Below are 23,181 nucleotides of genomic sequence, written 5' to 3' on the forward strand. Positions count from 1 at the left end.
CTTCACGTCCTCGCCCCGCCTCTTCTCGTTGTCCGGGCACCTTCGCGGACGCCGATGTCACGGATGGGGGCGGTGGGCGGTCGGTAGGGGTGACGGTGTTCGGCGGGAGGAGTGGTGTGGTGATGGGGATGGTGCTGGTGACCGGGGCGACGGGGGTCCTGGGGCGGGAGGTGGTGCGGCTGCTGGTCGCGCGCGGGGTGGCGGTGCGGGGGTTGAGCCGGCGGGTGCGGAGCGGGGGCGCGGGGGTCGAGTGGGTGGTCGGGGACCTCGTGACCGGGGAGGGGATCGCCGGGGCGGTGGCGGGGGTCGAGGTGGTGGTGGACTGCGCGACCACGGTGGGGCGCAAGGACGTGGCCGCGGTCCGGACGCTGGTGGCGGAGGCCGGGAGGGCGGGGGTGCGGCACCTGCTGTACGTGTCGATCGTCGGGGTCGACCGGGTGCCGATCCCGTACTACCGGGCGAAGCTCGCCTGTGAGCGGGTGGTGCGGGAGTCGGGGCTGGGGTGGACGGTGCTGCGGGCGACGCAGTTCCACGACCTGTTGCTGAGGATTTTCGACGTGTCGGCGCGGCTGCCGGTGTTCCCGGTGCTTGGCGGGGCGAGCGTCCAGCCGGTGGACGTGCGGGAGGTGGCCGCGCGGGTGGCGGAGCTGGTGGGGGAGGGGCCGGCCGGGTACGCGCCGGAGGTGGGCGGGCCGCGGGTGCGGCCGTACCGGGAGCTGGCCGAGGCGTACCTGCGGGCGTCGGGTCGGCGTCGGGCGCTGCTGCCGGTGCGGGTGCCGGGGGCCTCGGGGCGGGCGCTGCGGGCGGGCGGGAACCTCGTGCCGGAGCGGGCGGTGGGCCGGGGGACCTTCGAGGAGGTGTTGGCGGAGCGGTTCGGCGACCGCTGACGTCAACCAGGGTTGCACCGGCCGTACTGACGGTCGGTCAAGAGGCGTGGCCCCGTTCGGGTTTCCGGGCGGGGTCGTCGTATCTGTCGCGCGGAGGCGGAGGTCGCGGAGGTCGCGGTCGGGGTGTCGGTGGATGAAGGTCGACGCGGACCTTGGCGGCGGCTGGCGGCTGCGTTAACGTCATCGGATCGGTTCGTCCGTCGCCCTTCGCGATCTCTGCACGCCCGTCTCCGGTACAGCGCGATGTCGTTCAGCCCACCGTCGGCAGCATGCCCTGGCGAGGAGGACCGCATTGACCCTCAACCCGACCGCGCCGTCCGAGAGTTCCGGCTACCGCGGTTCCGGCCGCCGCTTGGCCGCCGTACCCGCCCTGCTTGCGGCGCTGGCCCTGACCGCGGCCTGCTCCAACAGCTCCGGCGGTTCGGGTGGCGGTGGTGACGCGGCGGCCCCGTCGCTGTCCGGTGACTGCGCCAAGTACCAGCCGTACGCCGGGCATTCGGGCACCACGGTGACGATGTTCGCCTCGATCCTCAGCCCGGAGTCGGACAATCTGGAGAAGTCCTGGGCCGAGTTCGCCAAGTGCACCGGCATCAAGATCAGTTACGAGGGCTCGAACGACTTCGAGTCCCAGCTGCCGGTCCGGGTGGCCGGCGGCAACGCCCCGGACTTCGCGATCATCCCGCAGCCGGGCCTGCTGGCGCAGATGGTGAAGAGCGGCAAGGTGGTCAAGCCGCCCGCCCAGACGGTCACCAACGAGGACCGGTGGAGTCCGATCTGGAAGACCTACGGCTCGGTCAACGGCACCTTCTACGCGGCGCCGATGAGCGCCAACATGAAGTCGCTGGTCTGGTACTCGCCGAAGGCCTTCAAGGCGGGCGGCTACGAGGTGCCGAAGACCTGGGCGGACCTGATGGCGCTCAGCGACCGGATCGCCAAGTCCGGTGGTGCCAAGCCCTGGTGCGGCGGCATCGCCTCGGGCACGGCCACCGGCTGGCCGGCCACCGACTGGCTGGAGGAGGTGGTGCTCGGCACGTACGGCGGTGACGTGTACGACCAGTGGGTCGGCCACCAGGTGAAGTTCTCCGACGAGAAGATCACCACCGCGATGAAGACCGTCGCCGGCTGGATGCAGAACCCGGCCTGGGTCAACGGCGGTTACGGCGACGTCAAGTCGATCGCCACCACCACCTTCCAGGACGCGGGCGCGCCGGTCCTCACCGGCAAGTGCGCCATGCTCCAGCAGGCGTCGTTCTACGAGGCGCAGTGGCCCAAGGACACCAAGGTCGGCCCGGACGGCGACGTGTTCGCCTTCCACCTGCCCGCGGTGAACCCGGCGATCCCCAACCCGGTCGAGGGCGGCGGCGAGTTCCTGGCCGCCTTCTCCGGCCGGCCCGAGGTGCAGGCGGTGCAGAACTACCTGTCCAGCTCGGACTGGGCGAGCAGCCGGGTGAAGACCGCGACGGGCTGGGTCTCGGCCAACCAGGGCGTGGACAAGAGCCTGTACACCGACCCGATCGACCGGCTGTCGGCGGACGCGCTGACCGACCCGGCGGCGACCTTCCGCTTCGACGGCTCCGACCTGATGCCGGCCGCCATCGGTGCCGGGCAGGAGTGGAAGTCGCTGACCGCCTGGTTCGCCGAGGGGCAGTCGATCCAGAAGACCGCCGCCGACATCGACGCCGCCTGGCCGCAGTAGCCGCACGGTCGCAGCGGGCGCCTGGCTGTAGTGGGCGCTTGGCCGCAGTGGGCAGACGCCCGCAGTAGGCGCCTGGCCGTAGTGGGCGCCGGGCCGGACTCGGGCCCGGCCGGGCGCCGTTCAGGACCACCTGTCGAGGGCGGTGCGGGGCCACCCACCCGCACCGCCCGCCCCTTCCCACCAGAACAGGAGGGACGCACCGTCATGTCCGTACCCGGAACCCCTTCACCGGTCACCGCGCTCGCCACCGGCTCCTGGGGCGACGCGGCGGTCAAGTTCGGCAACAGCCTCGGCGCCGTCGCGGGCTTCCTCGGCATCCTGCTGCTGGTCTTCTTCGCCGCGGGCCGGGCCCGGGGCCGGCTCTCCCGCCCGCTGTCGGTGGTGGTGTTCCTCGGCCCGGCCGCGGTGCTGCTGCTGGTGGGCCTGGTCGTGCCGCTGATCCGCACGGTCTATCTGAGCCTGCAGAACGCCGACGGCAGCGGGTTCGTCGGCGGCGAGAACTTCGGCTGGGCGTTCACCACCGACTCGGTGCAGAAGGTGCTGGTCAACACGCTGCTCTGGCTGGTGGTCGCGCCGTTGGCGGCGACCGGCCTGGGCCTGGTGCTGGCGCTGCTGGTGGACCGGATGCGCGGCCAGGCGGTGTACAAGTCGCTGATCTTCATGCCGATGGCGATCTCGCTGGTCGGCGCCTCGATCATCTTCAAGTTCGTCTACGAGTCGCGTGGACCGGGCCAGTCGCAGATCGGCCTGCTGAGCCAACTCGCCATCGCGGTGGGCTGGGACGATCCGCCGAACTGGATGCTCTCGCAGCCGTTGAACACCTTCCTGCTGATGGCGGTGATGGTCTGGGTGCAGACGGGCTTCGCGCTGGTGGTGCTGTCGGCGGCGATCAAGGCGATCCCCGACGAGGTCACCGAGGCGGCCCGGCTGGACGGTGCGCAGGGGGTGCGGCTGTTCTGGTACGTCACGGTGCCGATGATCCGCACCACGGTGGTGGTGGTGCTGACCACCATCATGATCATCACGCTGAAGGCCTTCGACATCGTCCGCACCATGACCGGCGGCAACTTCGGTACCCAGGTGCTGGCCAACGAGATGTACTCGCAGTCCTTCGTGCAGTTCAACACCGGGCGGGGCAGTGCCCTCGCGGTGATCCTCTTCCTCGCGGTGCTGCCGTTGGTGGCCTACAACATCGTCCAGCTGCGGAAGGAGCGTGCGGTCCGATGAGCGCACCGCACGACAGGCCGGCCCGCGCGATGAGCGCGCCGCACGGCAGCCCGGTCCGGAAGGCCTTCAGCAGCCCGCTGGCCTCGGTCTTCGTGATCGCGGTGACCGTCCTGTGGACGATCCCGACGGTGGGCCTGCTGGTGACCTCGCTGCGCCCCAAGCAGGACGTGACGGCGAACGGCTGGTGGAACGCCTTCCTCCACCCGGACCTGGGCCTGGGCAACTACCACACGGTGCTGTTCGAGGGCGGCTCCGGCGTCTCCACCGGGCTGATGCCGTTCCTGGTGAACTCGCTGGCGATCAGCGTCCCGGCCACCCTGTTCCCGCTGGTGCTGGCGGCGATGGCGGCGTACGGGCTGGCCTGGGTGCGGTTCCGGGGGAGCGACACGGTGTTCTTCGCGGTGTTCGCGCTCCAGGTGGTGCCGATCCAGATGGCGCTGATCCCGCTGCTGCGCCTCTTCTCCGGCGGCGCGCACCTGGGCTCGCTGACGCTGATCCCGGCGGTGGACCTGAAGGGCAGCTACGCACCGGTGTGGCTGGCGCACACCATGTTCGCGCTGCCGCTGGCGGTGTTCCTGCTGCACAACTTCATCGCCCAGCTGCCGCGGGACCTGATGGAGGCGGCGGTGGTGGACGGGGCCTCGCACTTCAAGATCTTCCGTTCGATCGTGCTGCCGCTGTGCACCCCGGCGCTGGCCTCGTTCGCGATCTTCCAGTTCCTGTGGGTCTGGAACGACCTGCTGGTCGCGTTGACCTTCGCGGGCGGCACGCCGGAGGTGGCGCCGATGACGGTCCGGCTGGCGCAGCTGTCCGGGTCCTTCGGCGGGCGGTGGGAGCTGCTGACGGCCGGGGCATTCCTGTCGATCGTCGTCCCGTTGATCGTCTTCTTCAGCTTGCAGCGGTACTTCGTCCGGGGCCTGCTGGCCGGGTCGGTGAAGGGGTAGCGGAGGGGTGGTGGAGGGGCCCCGGGAGGGGTACGGGAGGGCCGCGGGAGCGGTGCGGGAGGGCTCCGGGAGCGGTGGCGGGAAGGCGGGCCGAGATTTCTGAACTTGTTCAGAACTGAGTTTTGAACCTGTTCAGAATGGTCTACAGTCGGCTGCAGCCGCGGCGCCGAGCGCGCCCGACGGCGGACTGCCCCAAGGGCGGCTTCCGCATGCCCGCCGACCACCGAGGGGGACTCATGTCCGGCCCGTCCACGCCCGCCCTGGCCGACCTGCCACCCGAGCCCGGGCCCGCGGCACATGGAGCCGCGGCACATGGAGCCGCGACACATGGACCTGCGATGCCCGGGCCCGCGACGCTCGGACCCGGACCCGGCCCTCATTGGGGATCCGGCATGCCCGCGCCGCCGCACCACGGGTGGCTGCGCCCGAGCGACCCCGAGCGCAGGGCGGCCGCGACGCCCCGGGTCCTCCTCCTGGCACTGCTCACCGGCCTGCTGACAGCCTGGCTGCTGTTCGACGGCGTGGGCGTCAACCTGCTGATCTGCGCCGGCGCCACCGCTGCCGCGGCCGGTCTCGCCGCCCGGTCGGCGGGCCGCCGGATCCGGCCCTGGACGGTGGTGTGGAGCCTGCTCGCCGTCGCCCTGCTCGCCGTTCCGGCGCTCTGGGAGGCGGGCTGGCCGGTGTCGCTGTCCATCGGATGCGCGCTCGGCCTGGCCTCGCTCGCGCTGCACGGCGGCCGCCGCTGGGCGGGCGTCCTGCTCCCCCTGCCCGCCGTCCTCTGGCAGCTGCCGCCCGGCGCGCTCTGGCTGAGGGACGGGCTGCGCGGCCGGAGCCTGCCCTACCGGGGCCGCATCGTCCCGGTGCTCAAGGCACTCGCGGTCGCCGCCGTCCTGCTGACCGTCTTCGGTCTGCTGTTCGCCGGTGCGGACGCCGCCATGGCGGACCTGCTGGGCAGCCTCAGCCCCAGCCTCGACCTCCGCGGGCTCCCGCTGCGCGCGGTGCTGTTCGCACTGGGGGCGTTCACCGCCCTGGGCTTCGCCCACATCGCGGCCGGGCCCCGCCGCTGGGACCGTACGGTCGTCCGGCCGGGCCGGGCCCGCCGCCGGCTGGAGTGGGCGCTGCCGCTGGTCGCGCTCAACCTGATGTTCGGCGCCTTCGCGGTGATCCAGGCCCTGGTGGTGCTCGGCGGCGCCGACGCCGTCCTGCGCAACACCGGGATGAGCCGCTCCGAGTACGCCCGGCAGGGTTTCTGGCAGCTGAGCGTGATCACCGCGCTCACCCTGGTCGTGGTGGCGGTCGCCAAGCGCTGGGCCCCGCGCAGCACGCCCGCCGACCGCCGGGTGGCGCGGATCCTGCTCGGGACGCTCTGCGTGCTCGCCCTGGTCGTGGTCGCCTCGGCGCTCGGCCGGATGTGGTTCTACGTCGACGCCTCCGGCCTGACCAGGCTGCGGCTCTGGGTGCTGGTGGTCGAGGGCTGGCTCGGCGTCGTCCTGCTGCTGCTGATCACCGCCGGGCTGACCCGCTCGGCGGGCTGGTTGCCCCGCGTCGTCGTCCTCAGCGGCATGCTCACGGCGGCGGTGTACGGGCTGATGGGCCCGGACGCGATCATCGCCGAGCAGAACGTCGCCCGCTTCGAGCGGACCTCCCGGATCGACCTGCGCAACGTCCGCGACCTCTCGCCGGACGCCGCCCCCGCCCTGGACCGGCTCCCCGCCGTCCAGCGGGCCTGCGCGCTGCAGCTGATCCGCGCCGGGCTGGAGAACCACCCCGGGCCGGCCTGGTACGCCACCAGCGCCTCCGCCGCCCGGGCCCGGGAGATCCTGGCGCAACGGCCGCTGGTGGACCAGTTGGAGGAGGGGCGCACCCCCTGCGAGCGGGCCGGGATGAGGTACCAGGACCTCTGGCCCTGACGCCCGGCTCTGACACCGGTGCCTGCGTCGGTGCCTGACGCCTGCGGCTGCGTCGGGGGCGGAGTAGGGGCGGGAGTCGGGGCCGGGAAACGCGGCCGGGGGGGGGCGGGGGCGGGGCGGGCGGGGCGGGGGGCGCGCGGGGCGGGGGCGGGGGGGTGGGGGGCGCCCCCCCCCCGGCCCGGTGTGGTGCGCTGTGGTGCGGTGTGCCCTGGTCGGGCTCAGTGCATCGCGACGCCGGAGGCCCCGCTCGGCAGGTCGCTGGCCTTGGCCTTGATCACGAAGACCGAGACCACCAGCGCCAGCCCGGCGAGCACGGCACCCACGATGAAGCCGTGCGAAATCCCCTGGGTGAGGACCGAGTTGGCGGCGTCGGTGCCCTTCGGGAACTCGTGGTGCTGCTGGAGGTAGGCCAGCTGGTCCGGAGTGGCCGACTGGAGGAACTTCGGCTGCTGGAGCTTGCCCTCGGCGGTGGCGTAGTGCGCGAAGACCGTGGTCAGGATCGAGAGGCCGAGCGAACCGCCGATCTGCTGCATGGAGTTCAGCAGGCCGGATGCGGCGCCGGTCTCCTGACCGGGGACGCCCGCGACCGCGAGCAGCATCACCGGGACGAAGATCAGGCCCATGCCGAAGCCGAAGATGACCGTGGGGCCGAGCACCCCGTCCAGGTAGCCGCTGTCCTTGCTCATCTGGGTCAGCCAGGTGAGGCCGACGGTGACCAGCAGGGCGCCGCCCGCCATGAACGGCTTCGGGCCGTACTTGGCCTGGAGGCTGGAGGCGAGCTGCGCGGCGATGATGATCGACACGCTGATCGGCAGGAAGGACACGCCGGCCTTCAGCGGGCTGTAGCCGAGCGGGCCCTGCACGAAGAGCGTGATGTAGAAGAAGATGCCGAACATGGCCGCGGCCAGGCAGAGCATCATCACCAGGCCGCCGGTGCGGTTGCGGTTGGCGAGCAGGTGCAGCGGGGTGATCGGCTGGTCGGTGCGGTTCTCGATCACGACGAACGCGGCGAGCAGCAGCACGCCGCCCGCGAAGGAGCCGAGCGTGATGCTGTCCGACCAGCCGTCCGAGGCGGCACGGATGAACCCGTAGACCAGGCCGACCAGGCCGAGTGTCGAGGTGAGTGCGCCCGGCAGGTCGAAGCGGCCCGCGTGGCGCTCGGACTCGGCGATGTAGCGCGGTGCGGCGAGCGCGATCAGCGCCGCGATCGGCACGTTGACGAAGAAGACCCAGCGCCAGTCCAGGTACTCGGTGAGCAGACCGCCGGCCAGCAGGCCGATCGCGGCACCGGAACCGGCCACCGCCGAGAAGACGCCGAACGCCTTGTTGCGTTCCGGCCCTTCCTCGAAGTTGGTGGCGATCAGGGCGAATGCCGTCGGTGAGCAGATCGCGCCGCCGATGCCCTGGAGCGCGCGGGCGGCCAGCAGCATCCCGCCGTCCTGGGCGAAGCCGCCCAGCAGGGAGGCGAAGCCGAACAGCAAGGTCCCGAAGATGAACACCCGGCGGCGGCCGAGGATGTCGCCCGCGCGCCCGCCGAGCAGCAGCAGCCCGCCGAAGGTCAGCGTGTAGGCGTTGATGACCCACGACAGGTTGGTGGTCGAGAAGTTCAGCGCGTCCCTGATCTGCGGCAACGCGATGTTCACGATGGTGGCGTCGAGCACCACCATCAACTGCGTGGCCGCGATGACGGTCAGGGTGATGCCCTTGCCCCGGCCCTGGCTGCTCTGTGGTGGTGAGTTCTTGCTGATCGTGTCGGAGATAGCCACGATTGTGCCCCCTGCTGGCTATGTGCCTGGCTGCGTGCTTCGTATGCTGCGGACCGACTGGTCCGGCGTGAGCCCACGGTCTGGCGCGGGCTAGGAAGGAACGGGATCGTTCACTAATGTGGACGATATCCTGGGCCTGATTGTGAACGCAAGCGTTCCCTAAGGATGGTGGCGATGGATCGGTTGGTGCGGCGTCTGACGGCGGACCGGGCGACCGGTCGGGCGGGCGCCCGACCGCTTGAGGCGGCGGACGTGCCCCCGTCACCCGCGGCGCCACCGGGAGCGGCGCCCGAGCCGGCGGCTCACTGCCCGATGCGGGTCGCCCGTGAGGCCCTCACGCGGCCGGTGCGGCGCCGGGGGAAGGAGTTGGAGAACGCGATCTTCGAGGCCACGATCGACCAGCTCACCTCCGGCGGATACGCGCGGCTGACGATGGAAGGCGTCGCCGGCGCGGCGCGGACCGGGAAGGCCGCGCTCTACCGGCGCTGGGCATCCAAGGACGAACTGGTCATCGACGCCCTGGACGCCACTCTCCCACGGCCCTACGACACCCCCGACCTCGGGTCCGCCGATCTCGAATTGCGGCAGCTCATCGAGGTGTTCATGGGCGCGATGAACTCCCCGACGGGCGCCGCGATCCAGATATTGATGGGCGAGATCGACCATGAACGGGCCGAGGTGTTCAAGGACTTCATCGGCCAGCGGGTGATCGAGCCGACCAAGGAGACCATCCTGGCGATCCTGCGCCGCGGCGCCGACCGCGGCGACGTCCGGCCCGGCGCGGCCACCGCGCTGGTCGCGGACGTCGTCCCGGCGATGCTGCTCTACCAGGTGAAGATCTGCGGCCGGGAGAACATGGGGCCGGGCTTCGGGGCCCGGCTGATGGACGAGGTGCTGTACCCGCTGATCCGCGCCTGAGGGCGGCTGCGGCCGCGGCTCCGCGGGCGGGGCTGCCGGCCGGTTGGCGCCGACGGTTGGCGCCGAGCGGTTCGGGCGGGCGGCCTGGTGGGCGGGCCGCCGGCGGTCGGCCCGGGCGGCTGAGCGGAGGGGCTTAGGCTGGATGCTGCCCAGCTGAACGGGCTGCCCCTCCGCCGAACGGAACTCGCGATGCCCATCGTCCCGCCGACGCACTCCGTCGAGCGCTCGCTCCGCCGCGCCGGCGCCAAGATCGTCGTCGGCCTGGACGAGGTCGGGCGCGGCGCCTGGGCCGGCCCGGTCACCGTGGGCGCGGCCGTCACCGGCCTGCGCAAGGCCCCGGAGGGGCTGACCGACTCCAAGCTGCTCACCGAACTGCGCCGCCGCGCGCTCGCCCCGGTCCTCGCCGACTGGGTCACCGCCTACGCGCTCGGCCATGCCTCGCCGCAGGAGTGCGACGAACTCGGCATGACGGCGGCGCTGCGGCTGGCCGCCGTCCGCGCGCTGGAGGCGCTGCCGGTCGAGCCCGACGCGGTGATCCTGGACGGCAAGCACGACTACCTGGGCGGCCCCTGGCAGGTGCGCACGGTGATCAAGGGCGACCAGTCCTGCATCTGCGTCTCCGCCGCCTCGGTGCTCGCCAAGGTCCACCGCGACGGGCTGATGGCCGAACTCGGCGAGGAATGCCCGGAATACGGCTTCGCGGACAACGCTGGCTACCCGTCCCCGGTGCACCGTGCCGCGCTGGAGGAGTTCGGCCCCACCGGGCATCACCGGCTCTCCTGGGCATACCTGGACGCGCTGCCGAAGTGGCGGCACCTGAAGCGCGTCCGTGACGTCGCGGGTGCGGCCGAAGGCTCCGTCGACGAACAGTTGACGCTCGGTTTCTGACGGTCCGTCTGGAATTGCCTGGGTGGGGCGGTGGGTGTGCGGTGCCCAATGGGTGGGGTGCGCGTGCGTGTTCGAGCGGCATTTGATAGATATCCGGGTATGCCTGTCTTCCCCGAGGAGTCGGAGATTCACGAGAGCCTCCCGGGCCCCGGCGTTCCCTTCCCCCGCGAGTCGGACGCACAAGCCCTCCGCGCGCCTGCCAATGGCGGCGCTTCTTCCACCGCACCCACCACCGTCGCCGCCGTTCCGGTGCCCGGCCCCCGTCCGGCACCGCCGCGGCTGGCACCCCCGCGCGCCGACCGCTCCGGTCCGCCGCGACTGATCCCCAAGCCCCCGCCGGCGCAGCGCCGTTCGGGCGGCGCCGAACCGCAGGTCGAGATCCAGCGCGTCGCCGCCACCCCGGCGCAGGCGCTGGAACACGCGGACGACGCGGTCGACCGACTGCTGGATGCCGGCCGCAACCCGGGCGACATCCTGGTGCTGACGGTCGGCGAGGCGCACCCCTGGCAGCAGCACGAACTCTCCTTCGGCGAGGAGCGCTACTGGGCGCAGCTCGCCGAGGGCGGGGACGTGTTCTACGCGGACGTCGCACTGACCCGCCCGGTGCGCCGGGAGGTGGTCGTCCTGGTGGTCAACGGCGGGACGGCCGCCCGGGCCGCCGAGGCCCACGCCAAGGCGCTCGGCCACACGACCGCGCTGCTCGTGGTCTGCGGTGACGCCGGCCCGGTCGCCACCGGGGCGGCCGGAACCGCGCCGGGCCGTTCGATCAGCGCCTGACCACGACCGAGCCACCCCGGGCCCGGCGCCGCACGGTGCCGGGCCCGGGGTCCGTCGTACCCCGGTGCGGCGAGGGCGTACGGTCCGGGGCGCGGCCGACCCGTGGCCGGGCCCGGGCCCGCCCGTGCCTGGTCTTGGTGCCGGCTGTCGGGCCTTCGGGTCGGCCCCGGCCGTGGCGTGGTCCGAGGCCGTGGCGTCGTCTGTGGTCGCGACCCGTGGGTGTCGGCGGGGTCAGCGGGTGCCGGTGCGCCGGGCGGGCTGGACGGCGGCGACCCGCGCCGGGGGCCACGGGTGCTCGGACTGCCGGGCGTGCTGGGCCCGTTCGGTCGCCTGGTGCCGGGCGCGCTGGCCGCGCGGGGCGTCCAGCGCCGAGCGCGGCGGCAGTTCCGTGACGGTGTGCACCACCCCGTCCGCCCACGAGCCCGCGTGCGGATCGCGTCCGCTCCGGCCGTCCCCGAGGACGTGCCAGCCCGCCGGGGTGAGCCCGATGTACGAGCCGCAGCGCAGCCCGTGCAGGACGGCCGCGTCCCGCAGCGCCCACATCCAGGCGCCGTCCTGCTCGGTCCAGCCGGGCGCGCCCTCGCGGCAGCGCAACAGCACGGCCGTGCGGGTCGGTTCGGCCAGCCGCAGGTCGTGCGGGGTGACCTGGCGCAGGTGCGTGAGCAGGGCGTTGCGGTGCTGCCAGCCGTCGGTGTCGTGTGGCCAGGGCGTGAACGAGGCCGAGGCGGACACGTGGTGCAGCGCGTTGAGGACGGCGATCACGACCGTGCCCGGCTGGGGCAGGTGGCGCTGGTGCAACTCCACGACGAACTCGCGCGGGTCGCGCAGCAACGGGATCCCCGAGGCGGTCCAGGTCTCCAGGTCCAGCAGCCGTCTGGGCGCCGAACTCCGGGCGAGGGGATGCTGACCTCGGCCGATACCGTTGATCACGATCCTCCTTCCTGACCCACTGGCACGCGGGTACGTGGGTACGCCGAAGGCCGGGTCCAGCGGACAGGGTTTCGGGTACGCGCCAATTCTCGCGGTATCCGGGGTGGAGCGGCAACGATGAAACGATGAACGCCACCCGAAAGCCCACGTTCCGCCGGATATGTTCCACCGCGTTCCGAGCGTCGTTCGGGCGGCGTTGGACCTTGATCCAGACCGTGTGCGGGGTCCGGTGAACCGCCATCGGCACGGTGACCACTCCTTTCCCTGCTCCGGCGTCCCGCGTGTTCGCGAGGGGGCTGCTTTCTCCCTTCGTTAGGCCATTCGAGTGATGGGTGGAATGGCGGCCCACTGCCGCCCGGTCACCCCTGCACGGCCAGCACCAGGGGCAACACCGCGCTCGCCCCGGCACGGCGCAGCAGCCTGGCAGCCACGGTGACCGTCCAGCCCGAGTCGACGAGGTCGTCCACCAGCAGCACCGGCCCGCCGGCCTCGGCCACCGCCTGCGCCACCTCCGGCGGCAGCGTCAGCGCGCCGGCCAGCGAGTGCAGTCGCTGGGCGCTGTTGCTGCGCGCGCCGTGCGGGGGCCGGCCATCGACGTACTCGATCCGGCCGAGCAGCGGCAGCCGGCCGATCTCGGCGATCCGCGCACCGAGGCTGCCCACCAGCTGGGGGCGGGCCGAGGAGGCCATGGCCACCACGCCGACCGGCCGCTCCAGCCGGGTGCCGTCCGCCGTCGCGGGCCCGGCCCAGCCGCCGGGGCCGCGGGCCCAGTCGGCGAGCACCGCGACCAGGGCGTCCACGGCCTCGCCGGGGACCGGTACGTCCGGGGCCTGGTCGGCCAGCAGGGCGCGCAGCCGGTTGCCCCAGCCGATGTCGGACAGCCGGCCGAGCGCCCGCCCGTTCTCGGCCTGCTCGCCCGCCGGGATCCGGCCCTTGAGGGGCACGCCGAGGGAGTCCATCCCGGTGGGCCAGAGCCGGCGCGGCTCGAAGCTGATGCCCGGGCGGCCGAGGGCGGCCCGGGCCGCGTCCAGCGCCTCGGCGGAGACCTCGGCGGTGTGCAGCGGCCCCGCGCAGTTGTCGCACCGGCCGCACGGACGGGCCTGCTCGTCGTCCAGCTGGCGCCGCAGGAACTCCATCCGGCAGCCGGTGGTCGCCGCGTACTCGCGCATCGCCCGCTGTTCGGCCTCGCGGGAGGCCGCGACCTTGGCGTACCGGGCGGTGTCGTACGCCCAGCTCTGCCCGGTGGCCGTCCAGCCGCCCTTGACCCGGCGGACGGCGCCGTCCACGTCGAGCACCTTGAGCATGGTCTCCAGCCGGGTGCGGCGCAGGTCCACCCGGGGCTCCAGCGCGGCGGTGGACAGCGGGCGGCCGGCCTCGGCCAGCGCGTCGATGGTGCGGCGCACCTGCTCCTCCGGCGGGAAGGCCAGCGAGGCGAAGTAGCGCCAGATCGCCTCGTCCTCGCGCCCGGGCAGCAGCAGCACCTCGGCCCGGTCGACGCCGCGCCCGGCCCGGCCGACCTGCTGGTAGTAGGCGATCGGCGAGCTGGGCGAGCCGAGGTGCACCACGAAGCCCAGGTCGGGCTTGTCGAAGCCCATGCCCAGTGCGGAGGTGGCGACCAGCGCCTTGACCCGGTTGGCCAGCAGGTCGGCCTCGGCGGTGCGGCGCTCGGCGTCCTCGGTGCGGCCGGAGTAGGAGGCGACCGGGAAGCCCCGCTCGCGCAGGAAGGCCGTCACCTCTTCGGTGGCGGCCACCGTCAGGGTGTAGACGATGCCCGAGCCCGGCAGCCGGTCGAGGTGGTCGGCGAGCCAGGCCAGCCGGTGCGCCGGGTCGGGCAGGGCCAGCACGCCCAGGGTGAGGCTCTCCCGGTCGAGCGGCCCGCGCAGCACCAGGGCGTGCTCGTCGGTGCTGCCGGTGCCGAGCTGTTCGGCGACGTCCGCGGTGACCCGGGCGTTGGCGGTGGCGGTGGTGGCCAGCACCGGGACGCCGGGCGGGAGCTCGGCGAGCATCGTGCGCAGCCGGCGGTAGTCGGGGCGGAAGTCGTGGCCCCAGTCCGAGATGCAGTGGGCCTCGTCGACCACGAGCAGGCCGGTGGAGGCGGCGAGCTTGGGCAGCACCTGGTCGCGGAAGTCGGGGTTGTTCAGCCGCTCGGGGCTGACCAACAGGACGTCGACCTTTCCGGCGGAGACCTCGGCCTGGATCTCGTCCCACTCGTCGGTGTTGGCCGAGTTGATGGTCCGGGCGTGGATGCCGGCCCGGGCCGCCGACTCGACCTGGTTGCGCATCAGGGCGAGCAGCGGGGAGACGATCACCGTCGGCCCTGCGCCCCGGGCCCGGAGCAGGGCGGTGGAGATGAAGTAGACCGCGGACTTCCCCCAGCCGGTGCGCTGCACGACCAGGGCGCGGCGGTGGTCGACCACGAGGGCCTCGATGGCCGTCCACTGGTCCTCGCGCAGGACGGCGCCGGGCCCGGCGAGCTCGCGCAGGACGGCCTCGGCCCGCGCCCGGACCTCGGCGCGGTCGGCGGTGGCGGTGGTGTGGTTCTCGGGCTGCTGCATGGCGTCCATGTAACCCCGAGCCGCTGACATGAGGCGAATGCCGTGGCTGCGGAGAGGTGGAGGCCGGATGTATTTCATCAGCTCCTCAGCTGAACGGCCGCCGACTAATCACCCGGGGGAGTGGGCGCGGTGTGCTCCGAATGAGGGAAGCGGAAAACGAGGGCGGAGTTATCCACAGGAAAAGAGAAAAATCCGGTGCGTCTCTCGGATTGCGTCACGCTTCCGGTCATGAACGCCGCGGACAACCGGAGCGTCATGAACAACGGGAGCGTCATGAACAACGAGCGCGTCACCCTGTCCCTCGGCCCGTCCTCCGGCCACCGGCCGGTCACCATGCGCGGTCCGGCCGACATGGCCGAGCTGCTGCCCTACCTCCTGGGGTTCTACCCCGACGACAGCATCGTCGCGGTCGGCCTCCAGGGGCCCGACCTGCACCAGGGCGGAGTGATTCGGGCGGACATCCCGGAGTCGCCCGAGCAGTGGCCGGCCGCGGCGGAGGAGACGGCCGCCCTGCTGGTCGCCCTCTCCGAGCGGCACGGCGAGCGGCCCGTCCAAGTGCTCCTCTACCTCTGCCAGGATCCGACCACGGTGCACGCCCCTCCCGTGGTGGACGGCCTGCGGCCGCTGGCGGACGACCTCCGCGCGGCCTTCGGGCGCAGGGGGGTGGCCGTCAAGGAGTCGCTCTGCGTCTCGGACGGCCGCTGGTGGTCCTTCCTCTGCCGCCGCGCCGGGTGCTGCGATCCGGCGGGCAACCCGATCCGCCGTGCCCCCGGCCCGGGCCCGGCGGCCGCCGCTGCGGCCTTCGCCGGCCTCGCGCCGCGCGGCAGCCGGAAGGCGATCATCGGCGGGCTGGCCCCGATCGGCCCGCCGGGGGTGGACGCCCAGCGTGCGGCGCTCGCCCGGGCCGAGGCGGCCGAGGCCAACGGTGCTGACGGCGCTGGGGGCTCCGGTGGCGCGGCCGTCCAGGAGCAGGGCGCCGGCCTGCTCGACCAGGCCTTCGCCGAGTTCGCGGCCGGGGCCCGGGAGCTCGACGAGGAGCGGGCGGCCCGGCTGCTGGTCGCCCTGCGGGACCGCCTCACCCGGGATCGCGGCGTCGAGTACACCCGGCCCGCCGAGCTCGCGCCCGCCGAGCGGCTCTGGCGCTTCCTCGCCCGGCGCGCCGTGCCGCCCTACGAGGGCTGCGCGGTGGCCCCTCTCACCCTGCTGGCCTGGGCCTCCTGGGTGGCGGGGGACACCGCGACGGCCCGCGTCGTGCTGGGCCACGTCCTCCGGCTCGACCCGTCCTACCTGCTGGCCGAGCTGCTGTACGAGTCGTTGAACGACGGTATGACGCCCGACGCGCTGCTCGCGGCGGTCGAGGCGCAGCGTCGGCGGCGCGAGGCGGGTGGGCCCGTGCCGGTGCCCGCCGGTGAACCGGGGCCGGCGCCCGCCGAGGGCCCGGGTGGTGACCAGACGGGCCGCGGTGGGCCGTCGGGGCTGCCCGGGCCGGCGGGGGCCTCACGCCGCCGCCGGACGGCCCGCCGGAAGGCCGCGAAGGCGGCTCAGGCCACAACGGCGGCGGCCGAGCGCGGCCCGGTCGGCCCGGTCGGCCCGGTCGGCCCGGTCGGCCCCGCTGAGCCGACGCCGCGCCCGGACGGTCCGGGCCCGCTCGCCCTGCTGCCGGCGCCCGGGTGTGCTCCGGTGCCCCGGCAGCGGTCCGCCCGGGGTCTGCGGCTCGGTCGGGCAGCGGTGTCCCGGGCCGCCGCCGCACCGTCGGCCGCCGGGCGCCACCGGTGCCGTGGCGTCCGGCGGGCGGCGAGGGGAGCCCACCATGCGCGCTGACCTCGCCGGGCGTCCGCCAGGGGCCGCCCGGAGCCTCGCCGCCCGGCCCGGGCGGGCTTCGCTAGGCCTCGCCGTGCGCCAGCTTGATCAGGCGGTCGAGCACCTTGCCGCCGCTCGCCCGAAGGCCGTCGTGCTCCCACTCGTTGGTGATCCAGGTCCGCAGACCGCGCACTGTGCGGGCGGTCGCCAGCGAGTCGGCGGTGTCCACGTACATGTCGTCGTGGTAGACCGCCGCCACGACGGGGACGGTGTTGGCGGCCAGCTGCGCCGGGTCGTACAGGTCGGGCCAGTCGGTGCGGGCGGCCAGCAGGTCCGCGGTCTCCTTCAGCGGGCGCAGCGCCGGGTCGGTGTCGAACATCCAGGGGTAGATCATCTCCCCGGTGAACAGCACCGGTGCGCCGGAGTCCAGCGAGGCCCGGGCGTCGAACTGCGGGAACTCCTTGCGGACCCGCTCGGCCGACCAGGCGGTGCCGCCCTGGTCCACCGAGCGCTGGCCGTAGATCGACTCGTGCAGCACGGCGTACAGCGGGCCCTCCGCGAAGGAGAGCTTGGCCTGGGCACCGGCCAGGAAGGTGTCGGACAGCTCGGGGCCGGCCGCGCCGTCCACCCAGGCCTCCTCCAGCAGGTAGTGCAGGGTGCCGGAGCCGCTGCCGCCGCCGAGCATCAGACCGAGGGCCTGGAACGCCTCGACGGTGAGCAGTCCGCCGTCGGGCAGCGTCGCGGGGGCGGCGGCGAGGTGCGCGGCGATCCGCCGTACCGCCTCGACGTTCTGCGGGAACCTGGCGTAGTGGTCCTCGTTCTTGTGGACCACCCGCGGGTAGGCGGCGCGGTAGACGTCGTCCGCCGAACTGCCGAGGCCGGACAGGCCGCCGGTGATGAAGGCCTCGGCCAGGCCCTCGGGGGCGAAGGAGAGGTAGGTGAGGGTGCAGAAGCCGCCGAAGCTCTGGCCGAGCACGCTCCAGCGCCGGTCTGCGCCGAGCAGCTGGTGGCGGATCAGTTCGGCGTCCCGCACGATCGAGTCCGCGCGGAAGTGCGCCAGGTAGTCCGCCTGCTCCTGGGCGCCGCCGCGCCGGGCGAGGGTCTGCCGGGTCGCGGGCGTGGAGCGACCGGTGCCGCGCTGGTCGAGCAGGAGCACCCGGTAGTCGTCGAGGGCGCGCTCCAGCCAGGCGTCGCGGCCGAGCGGGCGGGCGGCCTTGCCGCCTGGGCCGCCCTGGAGGAAGACCAGCCAGGGCAGGTCGGCCTGCTCGCGGCCGGTGGCCACCACCTCGCGGGCGTACACCTCGATCTGCTCGCCCTGCGGGTCGGCGTGGTCGAGGGGGGCCTGGAAGACGTGGTCGGTCGTAACAATCCCGGGCAGCCGGCTGACGGTGGACATGCAACTCCTCGGTCTCTGCTGGTCACAGCGGTCAGGTCGCGGCTCACGGGGTCACCGGGTGCGGGCGCCGCGACCCCCGCACCGTATCCTGACCGCGGTCGGGCACCGGTTCGACGGCCACCGCCCACTCGGCCAGGCATACGATGCCGGGCCGGGGCGGGTTGCACGGCAGGCCGCGGGCCGGGACGCAGCCGCCGCCACCCGGCGGCGAGACCGCGCCGCCCTGGTGGCAGCCCAGTGACGGCCCGACCGTGACGGCTCGACGGCTGCGGCACGACCGCCCGGCGGGCCGGGCTCGACGGGCCGCACCCGTCGCCGGGCGTGACCTGGAGGCGGTGCGCGGCGTTCACCCCGGGGGGCCGGCGACCGGCCGACGCTCGTCCGGCGGCAGGTTCCGGGCGGACCGCCCGCCGAGCGGGGTGGCCACGGCGCCGGGGCACCGGAGCGTGCGGGGCCCGCTCGGGTCACCTGGCCCGGCCGTTGCTGCGGCCCACGGGCCGGGCGCCACCGGCAGGCCGGGCCACCGGACCTGACGACGCGCCGGGCGCCGCGTCGGGCCCGACGCGAAGGCGCGGCGCGCCGGTACCGGCCTGGTACCGCGCACCGCATGGCACGGCCCGGCACCGGGTACGGCCAGACACGGCACACCCGCCGACGGGGCACCCCGCCGGCCCGGCACCATCAGCACGCGATCGAGCGTGCTCGCGGCCCACCGGCCTGACCAGGCCACCGGACCGCCGAGGGGAGGAGAGTCCGGTGACCGCCATGAGGCCACCACAGGCCATGCCGGCCGAGAGCGTGGTCGGCGCGCCGAGACCGGTCGGCCGCCCCGACCAGGTCCAGCAGGTCCAGACGGCCGGACCGGCGGGGGCGTCCGTCGGCCCGAGTCGGCTCGCGGCCCCGCCAAGGCCGCAGCCTCCCGCCGTCCACCACGCGGTGCTCTGCGTCAACGCCCCCGCGATGGCCGCCTCCGGACCGGACGGTCAGCTGCGCGGCCACGGCCTGCACGGCTTCTACCGCAACGGCGTCCGGGTGCTCGCCCGGATGGAACTGCGTCTGGGCGGCATGGAGCCGCTGCCGCTCCAGGGCGCCCTGACCAGCACCGCGCAGGCCCGCTTCCTCGGCGCCGTCCGGCTCCCCGGCGACCTCGACCCGGACCCGGCGCTCACCGTCGAGCGGCTGCGTCACGCGGACGGAGTGGAGACCGTCATCGTGCGCAACACCGGTGGCCGGCCCGCCCGGCTGCCGATGGAGATCGCCCTCGGCACCGACCTCGGCCCGGTCGCCGAGATCGCCGCGGGGCACCGCCCGGCCGACCTGCCGGGCCAGGTGCAGTCCGCCGGGCTGCGCTGGGCCGGCCCGGCGCACAGCGCGGTGGTCAGCGCCAAGCCCTCCCCGCACGCGGTGCTGGCCGGGGCCGGGGTGCTCCGGTGGGACTTGGAGGTGCAACCCGGCGCCCGCTGGTCGGTCGAGCTGCGCGCCGAACTGGAGAGCACCGCCCCCGGCCCGCGGCCGCCCGGCGGGCGGGGCACGGGCGTGCCGCTGCCCTGGGCCGAACCGGAGGTCCGCAGCGACGACGCCCGGGCCGCCCTGCTGGTCACCCGCTCCCTGGACGCCCTCGGCGGGCTGCTGTTCGCCGACCCGGACCGCCCGACCGACCTCTACCCGGCCTCCGGAGCGCCCTGGCGCTTCGGCCTCGCCCCGGCCGACGCGCTCTGGGCCGCCCGGCTCACCCTGCCGCTCGGCACCCGGCTCGCCGTCGGCACCCTCCGGGCGCTGGCCCGCCGTCAGCAGCCCGCCGCCGCCCCGGGCCGCACCGAAGGCCTGCTGCCCGGCGCCCTCCGGCACGGCGGCCCCGAGCTGCCGCCCACCTGCACCGCCACCGAGGCCACCCTGCTGTTCGTCACCGTGCTGGCCGAGGCCTGGCGCTGGGGCCTGCCCCGCGCGGAGACCGCCGACCTGCTCCCGGCCGCCGAGCGGGCCCTGGCCGCCCTTCGCGAGGGCCTGGTCGACGGCTTCGTCACCGACCTCAGCCGTCCGGCAGAGGACCGCACCGCCCACCCGGTGGCCGCCCGGGCCGAGGTCCAGGCGCAGGCCCACCGCGCCGCCCTGCACGGCGCCGAACTGCTGGAGGCCTTCGGCCGCCCCGGCGCCGAGGAGTGGCGCGGCTGGGCCGCCGAACTGCGCGGGCGCTTTCGCGAGCGGTTCTGGATCGACGACCTCTCCGGCGGCCGCCCCGCCGCCGCGCTGGCCCCGGGCGGCCAGCCACTGCCGGCCGTCGCCTCCTGCCTGGTGCACCTGCTGGACACCGGGCTCGCCGCCGACGGCGGCCGGCACGAGAGCCTGCTGGACCGGGAACAGACCCGGCTGCTGGCCCAGCGCCTGGCCGCGCCGGAGCTGGACAGCGGCTGGGGCCTGCGCACGCTCAGCGCCAAGTCCCCCCGCTTCAACCCGCTGGGCCACCGCGGCGGCGCGGTGCGGGTCCACGAGACCGCGTTGGCGATCGCCGGGCTGGCCGAAGCCGGCCACGAGAACGAGGCCGGCGCCCTGCTGGAGGGCCTGCTCGCCGCGGCTGCTCACTACGAGGGGCGGCTGCCCGAGATGTACGCGGGGGAGCAGCGCATCCCCGGCTGCCCGCCGGTGCCGCACCCGGCCGCCTGCCGCCCGGCGGCGGTCTCGGCGGCCGGCGCCGTGCACGCGGTGTTCGCGCTCGCGGGGGTCCGCCCCGACGTGCCGGGCGGCCGGGTGCTGGTCCGCCCGGCCAGCACCGCTCCGCTCGGCGAGCTGGAGCTGACCGGCCTGCGGGTTGCCGGCGAGCCCTTCTCGGTCCGGGTGAGCCGGATCGGCGTGGCGATGGTCGAGGAGGCCTCTGCGGAGCTGCAACTGGTCGCCCGCTGACACCCCTGCCCGGGCCCGCCCGGCTCCGGCGACACCTCAGGCGGGCCGGGCGCGGTCCGTGTACGGGCCTGTGCTTATCGTCAGAGAGACGACTATGATCGTCGCCATGTCGCGCTACGATCCGTCGGCCTTCCCCCCGTTCGCTGTCACGGTTGACCTGGTGGTGCTGACGGTGCGCGACCACGCGCTCTGCGCCCTGCTGGTCAGACGCGGCGAGCCGCCGTTCCAGGGGTACTGGGCGCTGCCCGGCGGCTTCGTCCGCCCGGACGAGGGCCTGGCCGAGGCCGCCTCCCGGGAGCTGGCCGAGGAGACCGGCCTGCGCGCGCACTCAGCCCCCGGCCACGAGGCGGTCGGCCCCGGCGCGGCCGGTGCCCACTTGGAGCAGCTCGCCACCTACGGCCACCCGCAGCGCGATCCCCGGATGCGGGTGGTCAGCGTCGCCTACCTGGTCCTCGCCCCCGACCTGCCGACCCCCCGGGCCGGCGGCGACGCCAGCAGCGCCCGCTGGGCCCCGGTCGGCGAACTGCTCGGCCAGAGCCCGGTCGACGGAGTCCCGCTCGCCTTCGACCACGGGCTGATCCTCGCCGACGGCGTGGAACGCGCCCGCTCCAAGATCGAGTACTCCTCCCTCGCCACCGCCTTCTGCCCCACCGAGTTCACCGTCGGCGAGTTGCGCCGGGTCTACGAGGCGGTCTGGGGCGTGGTCCTGGACCCGCGGAACTTCCACCGCAAGGTCACCGGCACCCCCGGCTTCCTGCTGCCCTCCGGCGGCACGACGACCCGTCAGGGGGGCCGTCCTGCCCAGCTGTTCACCGCGGGCGGCGCGACCGTCCTCAACCCGCCCATGCTGCGCCCGGAGTCCTGACCCGGCCCCGGCCCGCCGCCCCCGGCCCGCCGCCGACTCCCCCTGGCCCGGGAATCGCAGGATCGGATTGTCCCCTGATCGGGTGAGGTGGGTGGCCGACGGGCCCGCGCCGCTCCCGTAATGCCCGGAATCTCCGCCACCGGCCCCTAATGTGCTGGCGCGGGGCCGTGCCGGCACGCGCCAACACACCAGGGGGCGCCCCGCGTCGGGCAGGTCGGCCGAGGGCATGGGAGCAGGCAGCGATGATCCAGATCACCGGACTGACCAAGGTCTACCGCAAGGGCGCGCCGCCCGCGGTGCTCGATCTGACCTTCGACGCCCGGCCCGGCATGGTGACCGTGTTGCTCGGCGCCGAGGGCGCGGGCAAGTCCACCGCGCTGCGGCTGATGCTCGAACTCGAACGCGGCCAGGGCGTCACGCTCTTCGACGGCCGCACCTACCGCCGGCTGCGCCGCCCCGAGCGGGAGGTCGGCGTGCTGCTGCCCGGCCCCGGGCCGGGCGCGGCCGCCGTGGCGGGCCACCCGGGCCGCAAGGCGCACGGCCACCTGCGGATGCTGGCCGCGGCGGTCGGCGCCCCCGCACGGCGGGCCGACGAACTGCTGGAGCAGACCCGGCTGGCCGCCGTCGCGGGGCAGCGGCTGCGCAGCTTCTCGCCCGGCATGCACCGCCGGCTGGCCCTGGCCGCGGCCTTGCTCGGCGACCCCGGCACGCTGCTGCTGGACGCGCCGACCGAGGGCCTGTCCCCGCGCAACGTCGAGTGGTTCCACTCCTTCCTGCGCTCGTTCGGCGTCGCCGGCGGGACGGTCCTGGTGACCACCCGCACCCCGCAGGAGGCCGCGCAGCTCGCCGACCGGGTCATCACACTGGACCGCGGCCGACTGGTGGCAGACCAGCCGGTGGCGGAGTTCCGCCGGACCAGGCTCAGCCCCGAAGTGGCCGTTCGCGGGCCGCAGATGGCGCGGCTGGCCGACCTGCTGGTCAGTCAGGGCGCCGAGGTGCGGCGGGACGGCGGCGCGGGCCTCGCGGTGGCGGGCATCGACCGTACCGAGATCGGTGAACTCGCCTATCGCCACGGCATCCTGCTGCACGAGCTGGCCGACCGGGTGGTCGAGCAGCCGGCGCCCCGGGCCGCCCTGCCGGTCGCGTCGGGCCGCTCCGGCCACCTCCGTGTCCAGTCCGGCCCCACCGTTGCCGAGCCGGGCCCCGAGTCCGGCCCCGAGCCCGCTCAGGAACCGGCCTCCGACGCCCCGGCCGTCACCGTCCCGCGCCACCGGGGCGCCCGTCGCCTGGAGGCCCGGCCGGCGGCCGCCCACCACCGGGACGAGGCGGCGCTGCCCACCCGCGCCCTGCCGGCCGCCTCGGCCGCGACCGCCCTGTCCGCGACCGCCCTCTCCACCCTCGGTACCACCCCCCACCAGGCCGAGCCCGCCGAGCCCACTCCGACCGTCGCCGTGGAGCGGCTGTTCCGTGGCGGCCCCGGCGCCCTGGCCAGATCCGCGTCGGCCCTCGCCCCGATCCCCGTCCCCGCCCCCGCTGCCTGCGCCGGGGAGCCCGGGCCCGGCCCGGCCAGGGGCCGCCGCGAGAGCGCCGCCGACCTGCTGACCGACGACACCGTCCGGCTCGGCCGCCCGGCCCAGGCCCAGGCCCAGGCCCAGGCCGCGCCCCCGGTCCCCGGCGGTCCCGTCAGCCCCGCCACCCCCGACGACCACCGGAGCGAGTGAACC

General features: G+C 74.6%; 16 protein-coding genes. 12 read left to right on the forward strand and 4 right to left on the reverse strand.

Annotated features, from left to right (window positions below; all coding sequences use genetic code 11):
- Nucleotides 1-122: 122 nt before the first annotated feature.
- From ACFV61_RS03455 to ACFV61_RS03475, 5 genes are all read left to right on the forward strand, one after another.
- Nucleotides 123-887 (forward strand): SDR family oxidoreductase, encoded by a 765-nt coding sequence (locus ACFV61_RS03455; protein WP_380489880.1) that lies wholly within the window; start codon nt 123-125, stop codon nt 885-887.
- Between the two features lie 292 nt (nt 888-1,179).
- A complete protein-coding gene (locus tag ACFV61_RS03460) occupies nt 1,180-2,583 on the forward strand; it encodes an ABC transporter substrate-binding protein (protein ID WP_380336381.1) in 1,404 nt (467 codons plus the stop codon).
- 204 nt (nt 2,584-2,787) lie between these two features.
- Nucleotides 2,788-3,810 carry a carbohydrate ABC transporter permease gene (locus ACFV61_RS03465; RefSeq protein ID WP_063349345.1) on the forward strand — a complete coding sequence of 341 codons (1,023 nt, stop codon included), beginning with the start codon at nt 2,788-2,790 and terminating at the stop codon, nt 3,808-3,810.
- A complete protein-coding gene (locus ACFV61_RS03470; protein WP_063349346.1) occupies nt 3,807-4,754 on the forward strand; it encodes a carbohydrate ABC transporter permease in 948 nt (315 codons plus the stop codon). The genes ACFV61_RS03465 and ACFV61_RS03470 overlap by 4 nt, the downstream gene beginning before the upstream one ends.
- Nucleotides 4,755-5,146: 392 nt before the next feature.
- Entirely contained in the window at nt 5,147-6,664 is a 1,518-nt protein-coding gene (locus tag ACFV61_RS03475) for a DUF4153 domain-containing protein (RefSeq protein WP_380489859.1), read from the forward strand.
- A 218-nt stretch (nt 6,665-6,882) separates the two neighbouring features.
- Here the strand turns inward: ACFV61_RS03475 and ACFV61_RS03480 are convergent, their stop codons facing one another.
- Complete coding sequence (locus ACFV61_RS03480) at nt 6,883-8,430, reverse strand: MFS transporter (protein ID WP_380336374.1); 1,548 nt, start codon at nt 8,428-8,430, stop codon at nt 6,883-6,885.
- 366 nt (nt 8,431-8,796) lie between these two features.
- Here ACFV61_RS03480 and ACFV61_RS03485 point away from each other — a divergent pair, with 366 nt between their 5' ends.
- From ACFV61_RS03485 to ACFV61_RS03495, 3 genes are all read left to right on the forward strand, one after another.
- A complete protein-coding gene (locus ACFV61_RS03485) occupies nt 8,797-9,348 on the forward strand; it encodes a TetR/AcrR family transcriptional regulator (RefSeq protein ID WP_380489861.1) in 552 nt (183 codons plus the stop codon).
- Between the two features lie 189 nt (nt 9,349-9,537).
- A complete protein-coding gene (locus tag ACFV61_RS03490; protein ID WP_380489863.1) occupies nt 9,538-10,236 on the forward strand; it encodes a ribonuclease HII in 699 nt (232 codons plus the stop codon).
- 249 nt (nt 10,237-10,485) lie between these two features.
- Complete coding sequence (locus tag ACFV61_RS03495) at nt 10,486-11,013, forward strand: hypothetical protein (RefSeq protein WP_380489865.1); 528 nt, start codon at nt 10,486-10,488, stop codon at nt 11,011-11,013.
- A 231-nt stretch (nt 11,014-11,244) separates the two neighbouring features.
- On the opposite strand, the gene ACFV61_RS03500 is transcribed toward ACFV61_RS03495, so the two are convergent.
- Both ACFV61_RS03500 and ACFV61_RS03505 read right to left on the reverse strand, forming a co-directional pair.
- On the reverse strand, nt 11,245-11,883 hold the full coding sequence (locus tag ACFV61_RS03500; RefSeq protein WP_380426363.1) for a hypothetical protein: 639 nt from the start codon (nt 11,881-11,883) through the stop codon (nt 11,245-11,247).
- Nucleotides 11,884-12,302: 419 nt separating this feature from the next.
- On the reverse strand, nt 12,303-14,498 hold the full coding sequence (locus ACFV61_RS03505; protein WP_380489867.1) for a RecQ family ATP-dependent DNA helicase: 2,196 nt from the start codon (nt 14,496-14,498) through the stop codon (nt 12,303-12,305).
- Nucleotides 14,499-14,726: 228 nt separating this feature from the next.
- Here ACFV61_RS03505 and ACFV61_RS03510 point away from each other — a divergent pair, with 228 nt between their 5' ends.
- Entirely contained in the window at nt 14,727-16,319 is a 1,593-nt protein-coding gene (locus ACFV61_RS03510; RefSeq protein WP_380489869.1) for a DUF4192 domain-containing protein, read from the forward strand.
- A 61-nt stretch (nt 16,320-16,380) separates the two neighbouring features.
- On the opposite strand, the gene ACFV61_RS03515 is transcribed toward ACFV61_RS03510, so the two are convergent.
- On the reverse strand, nt 16,381-17,694 hold the full coding sequence (locus ACFV61_RS03515; protein WP_380489871.1) for an alpha/beta fold hydrolase: 1,314 nt from the start codon (nt 17,692-17,694) through the stop codon (nt 16,381-16,383).
- A gap of 765 nt (nt 17,695-18,459) precedes the next feature.
- Between ACFV61_RS03515 and ACFV61_RS03520 the strand changes: the two genes are divergently transcribed.
- The 3 genes from ACFV61_RS03520 to ACFV61_RS03530 all read left to right on the forward strand — a co-directional run bounded on the left by ACFV61_RS03520 (nt 18,460) and on the right by ACFV61_RS03530 (nt 23,178).
- Entirely contained in the window at nt 18,460-20,592 is a 2,133-nt protein-coding gene (locus ACFV61_RS03520; RefSeq protein WP_380489882.1) for a glycogen debranching N-terminal domain-containing protein, read from the forward strand.
- 106 nt (nt 20,593-20,698) lie between these two features.
- A complete protein-coding gene (locus ACFV61_RS03525; RefSeq protein WP_063351408.1) occupies nt 20,699-21,457 on the forward strand; it encodes an NUDIX domain-containing protein in 759 nt (252 codons plus the stop codon).
- A gap of 242 nt (nt 21,458-21,699) precedes the next feature.
- The gene (locus tag ACFV61_RS03530; protein WP_380489874.1) at nt 21,700-23,178 is read left to right on the forward strand and encodes an ATP-binding cassette domain-containing protein; all 1,479 of its coding nucleotides are present in this window, start codon (nt 21,700-21,702) and stop codon (nt 23,176-23,178) included.
- Nucleotides 23,179-23,181: the final 3 nt, after the last annotated feature.

It is taken from the genome of Kitasatospora sp. NPDC059817, from assembly GCF_042731835.1.
Lineage (GTDB): Bacteria > Actinomycetota > Actinomycetes > Streptomycetales > Streptomycetaceae > Kitasatospora.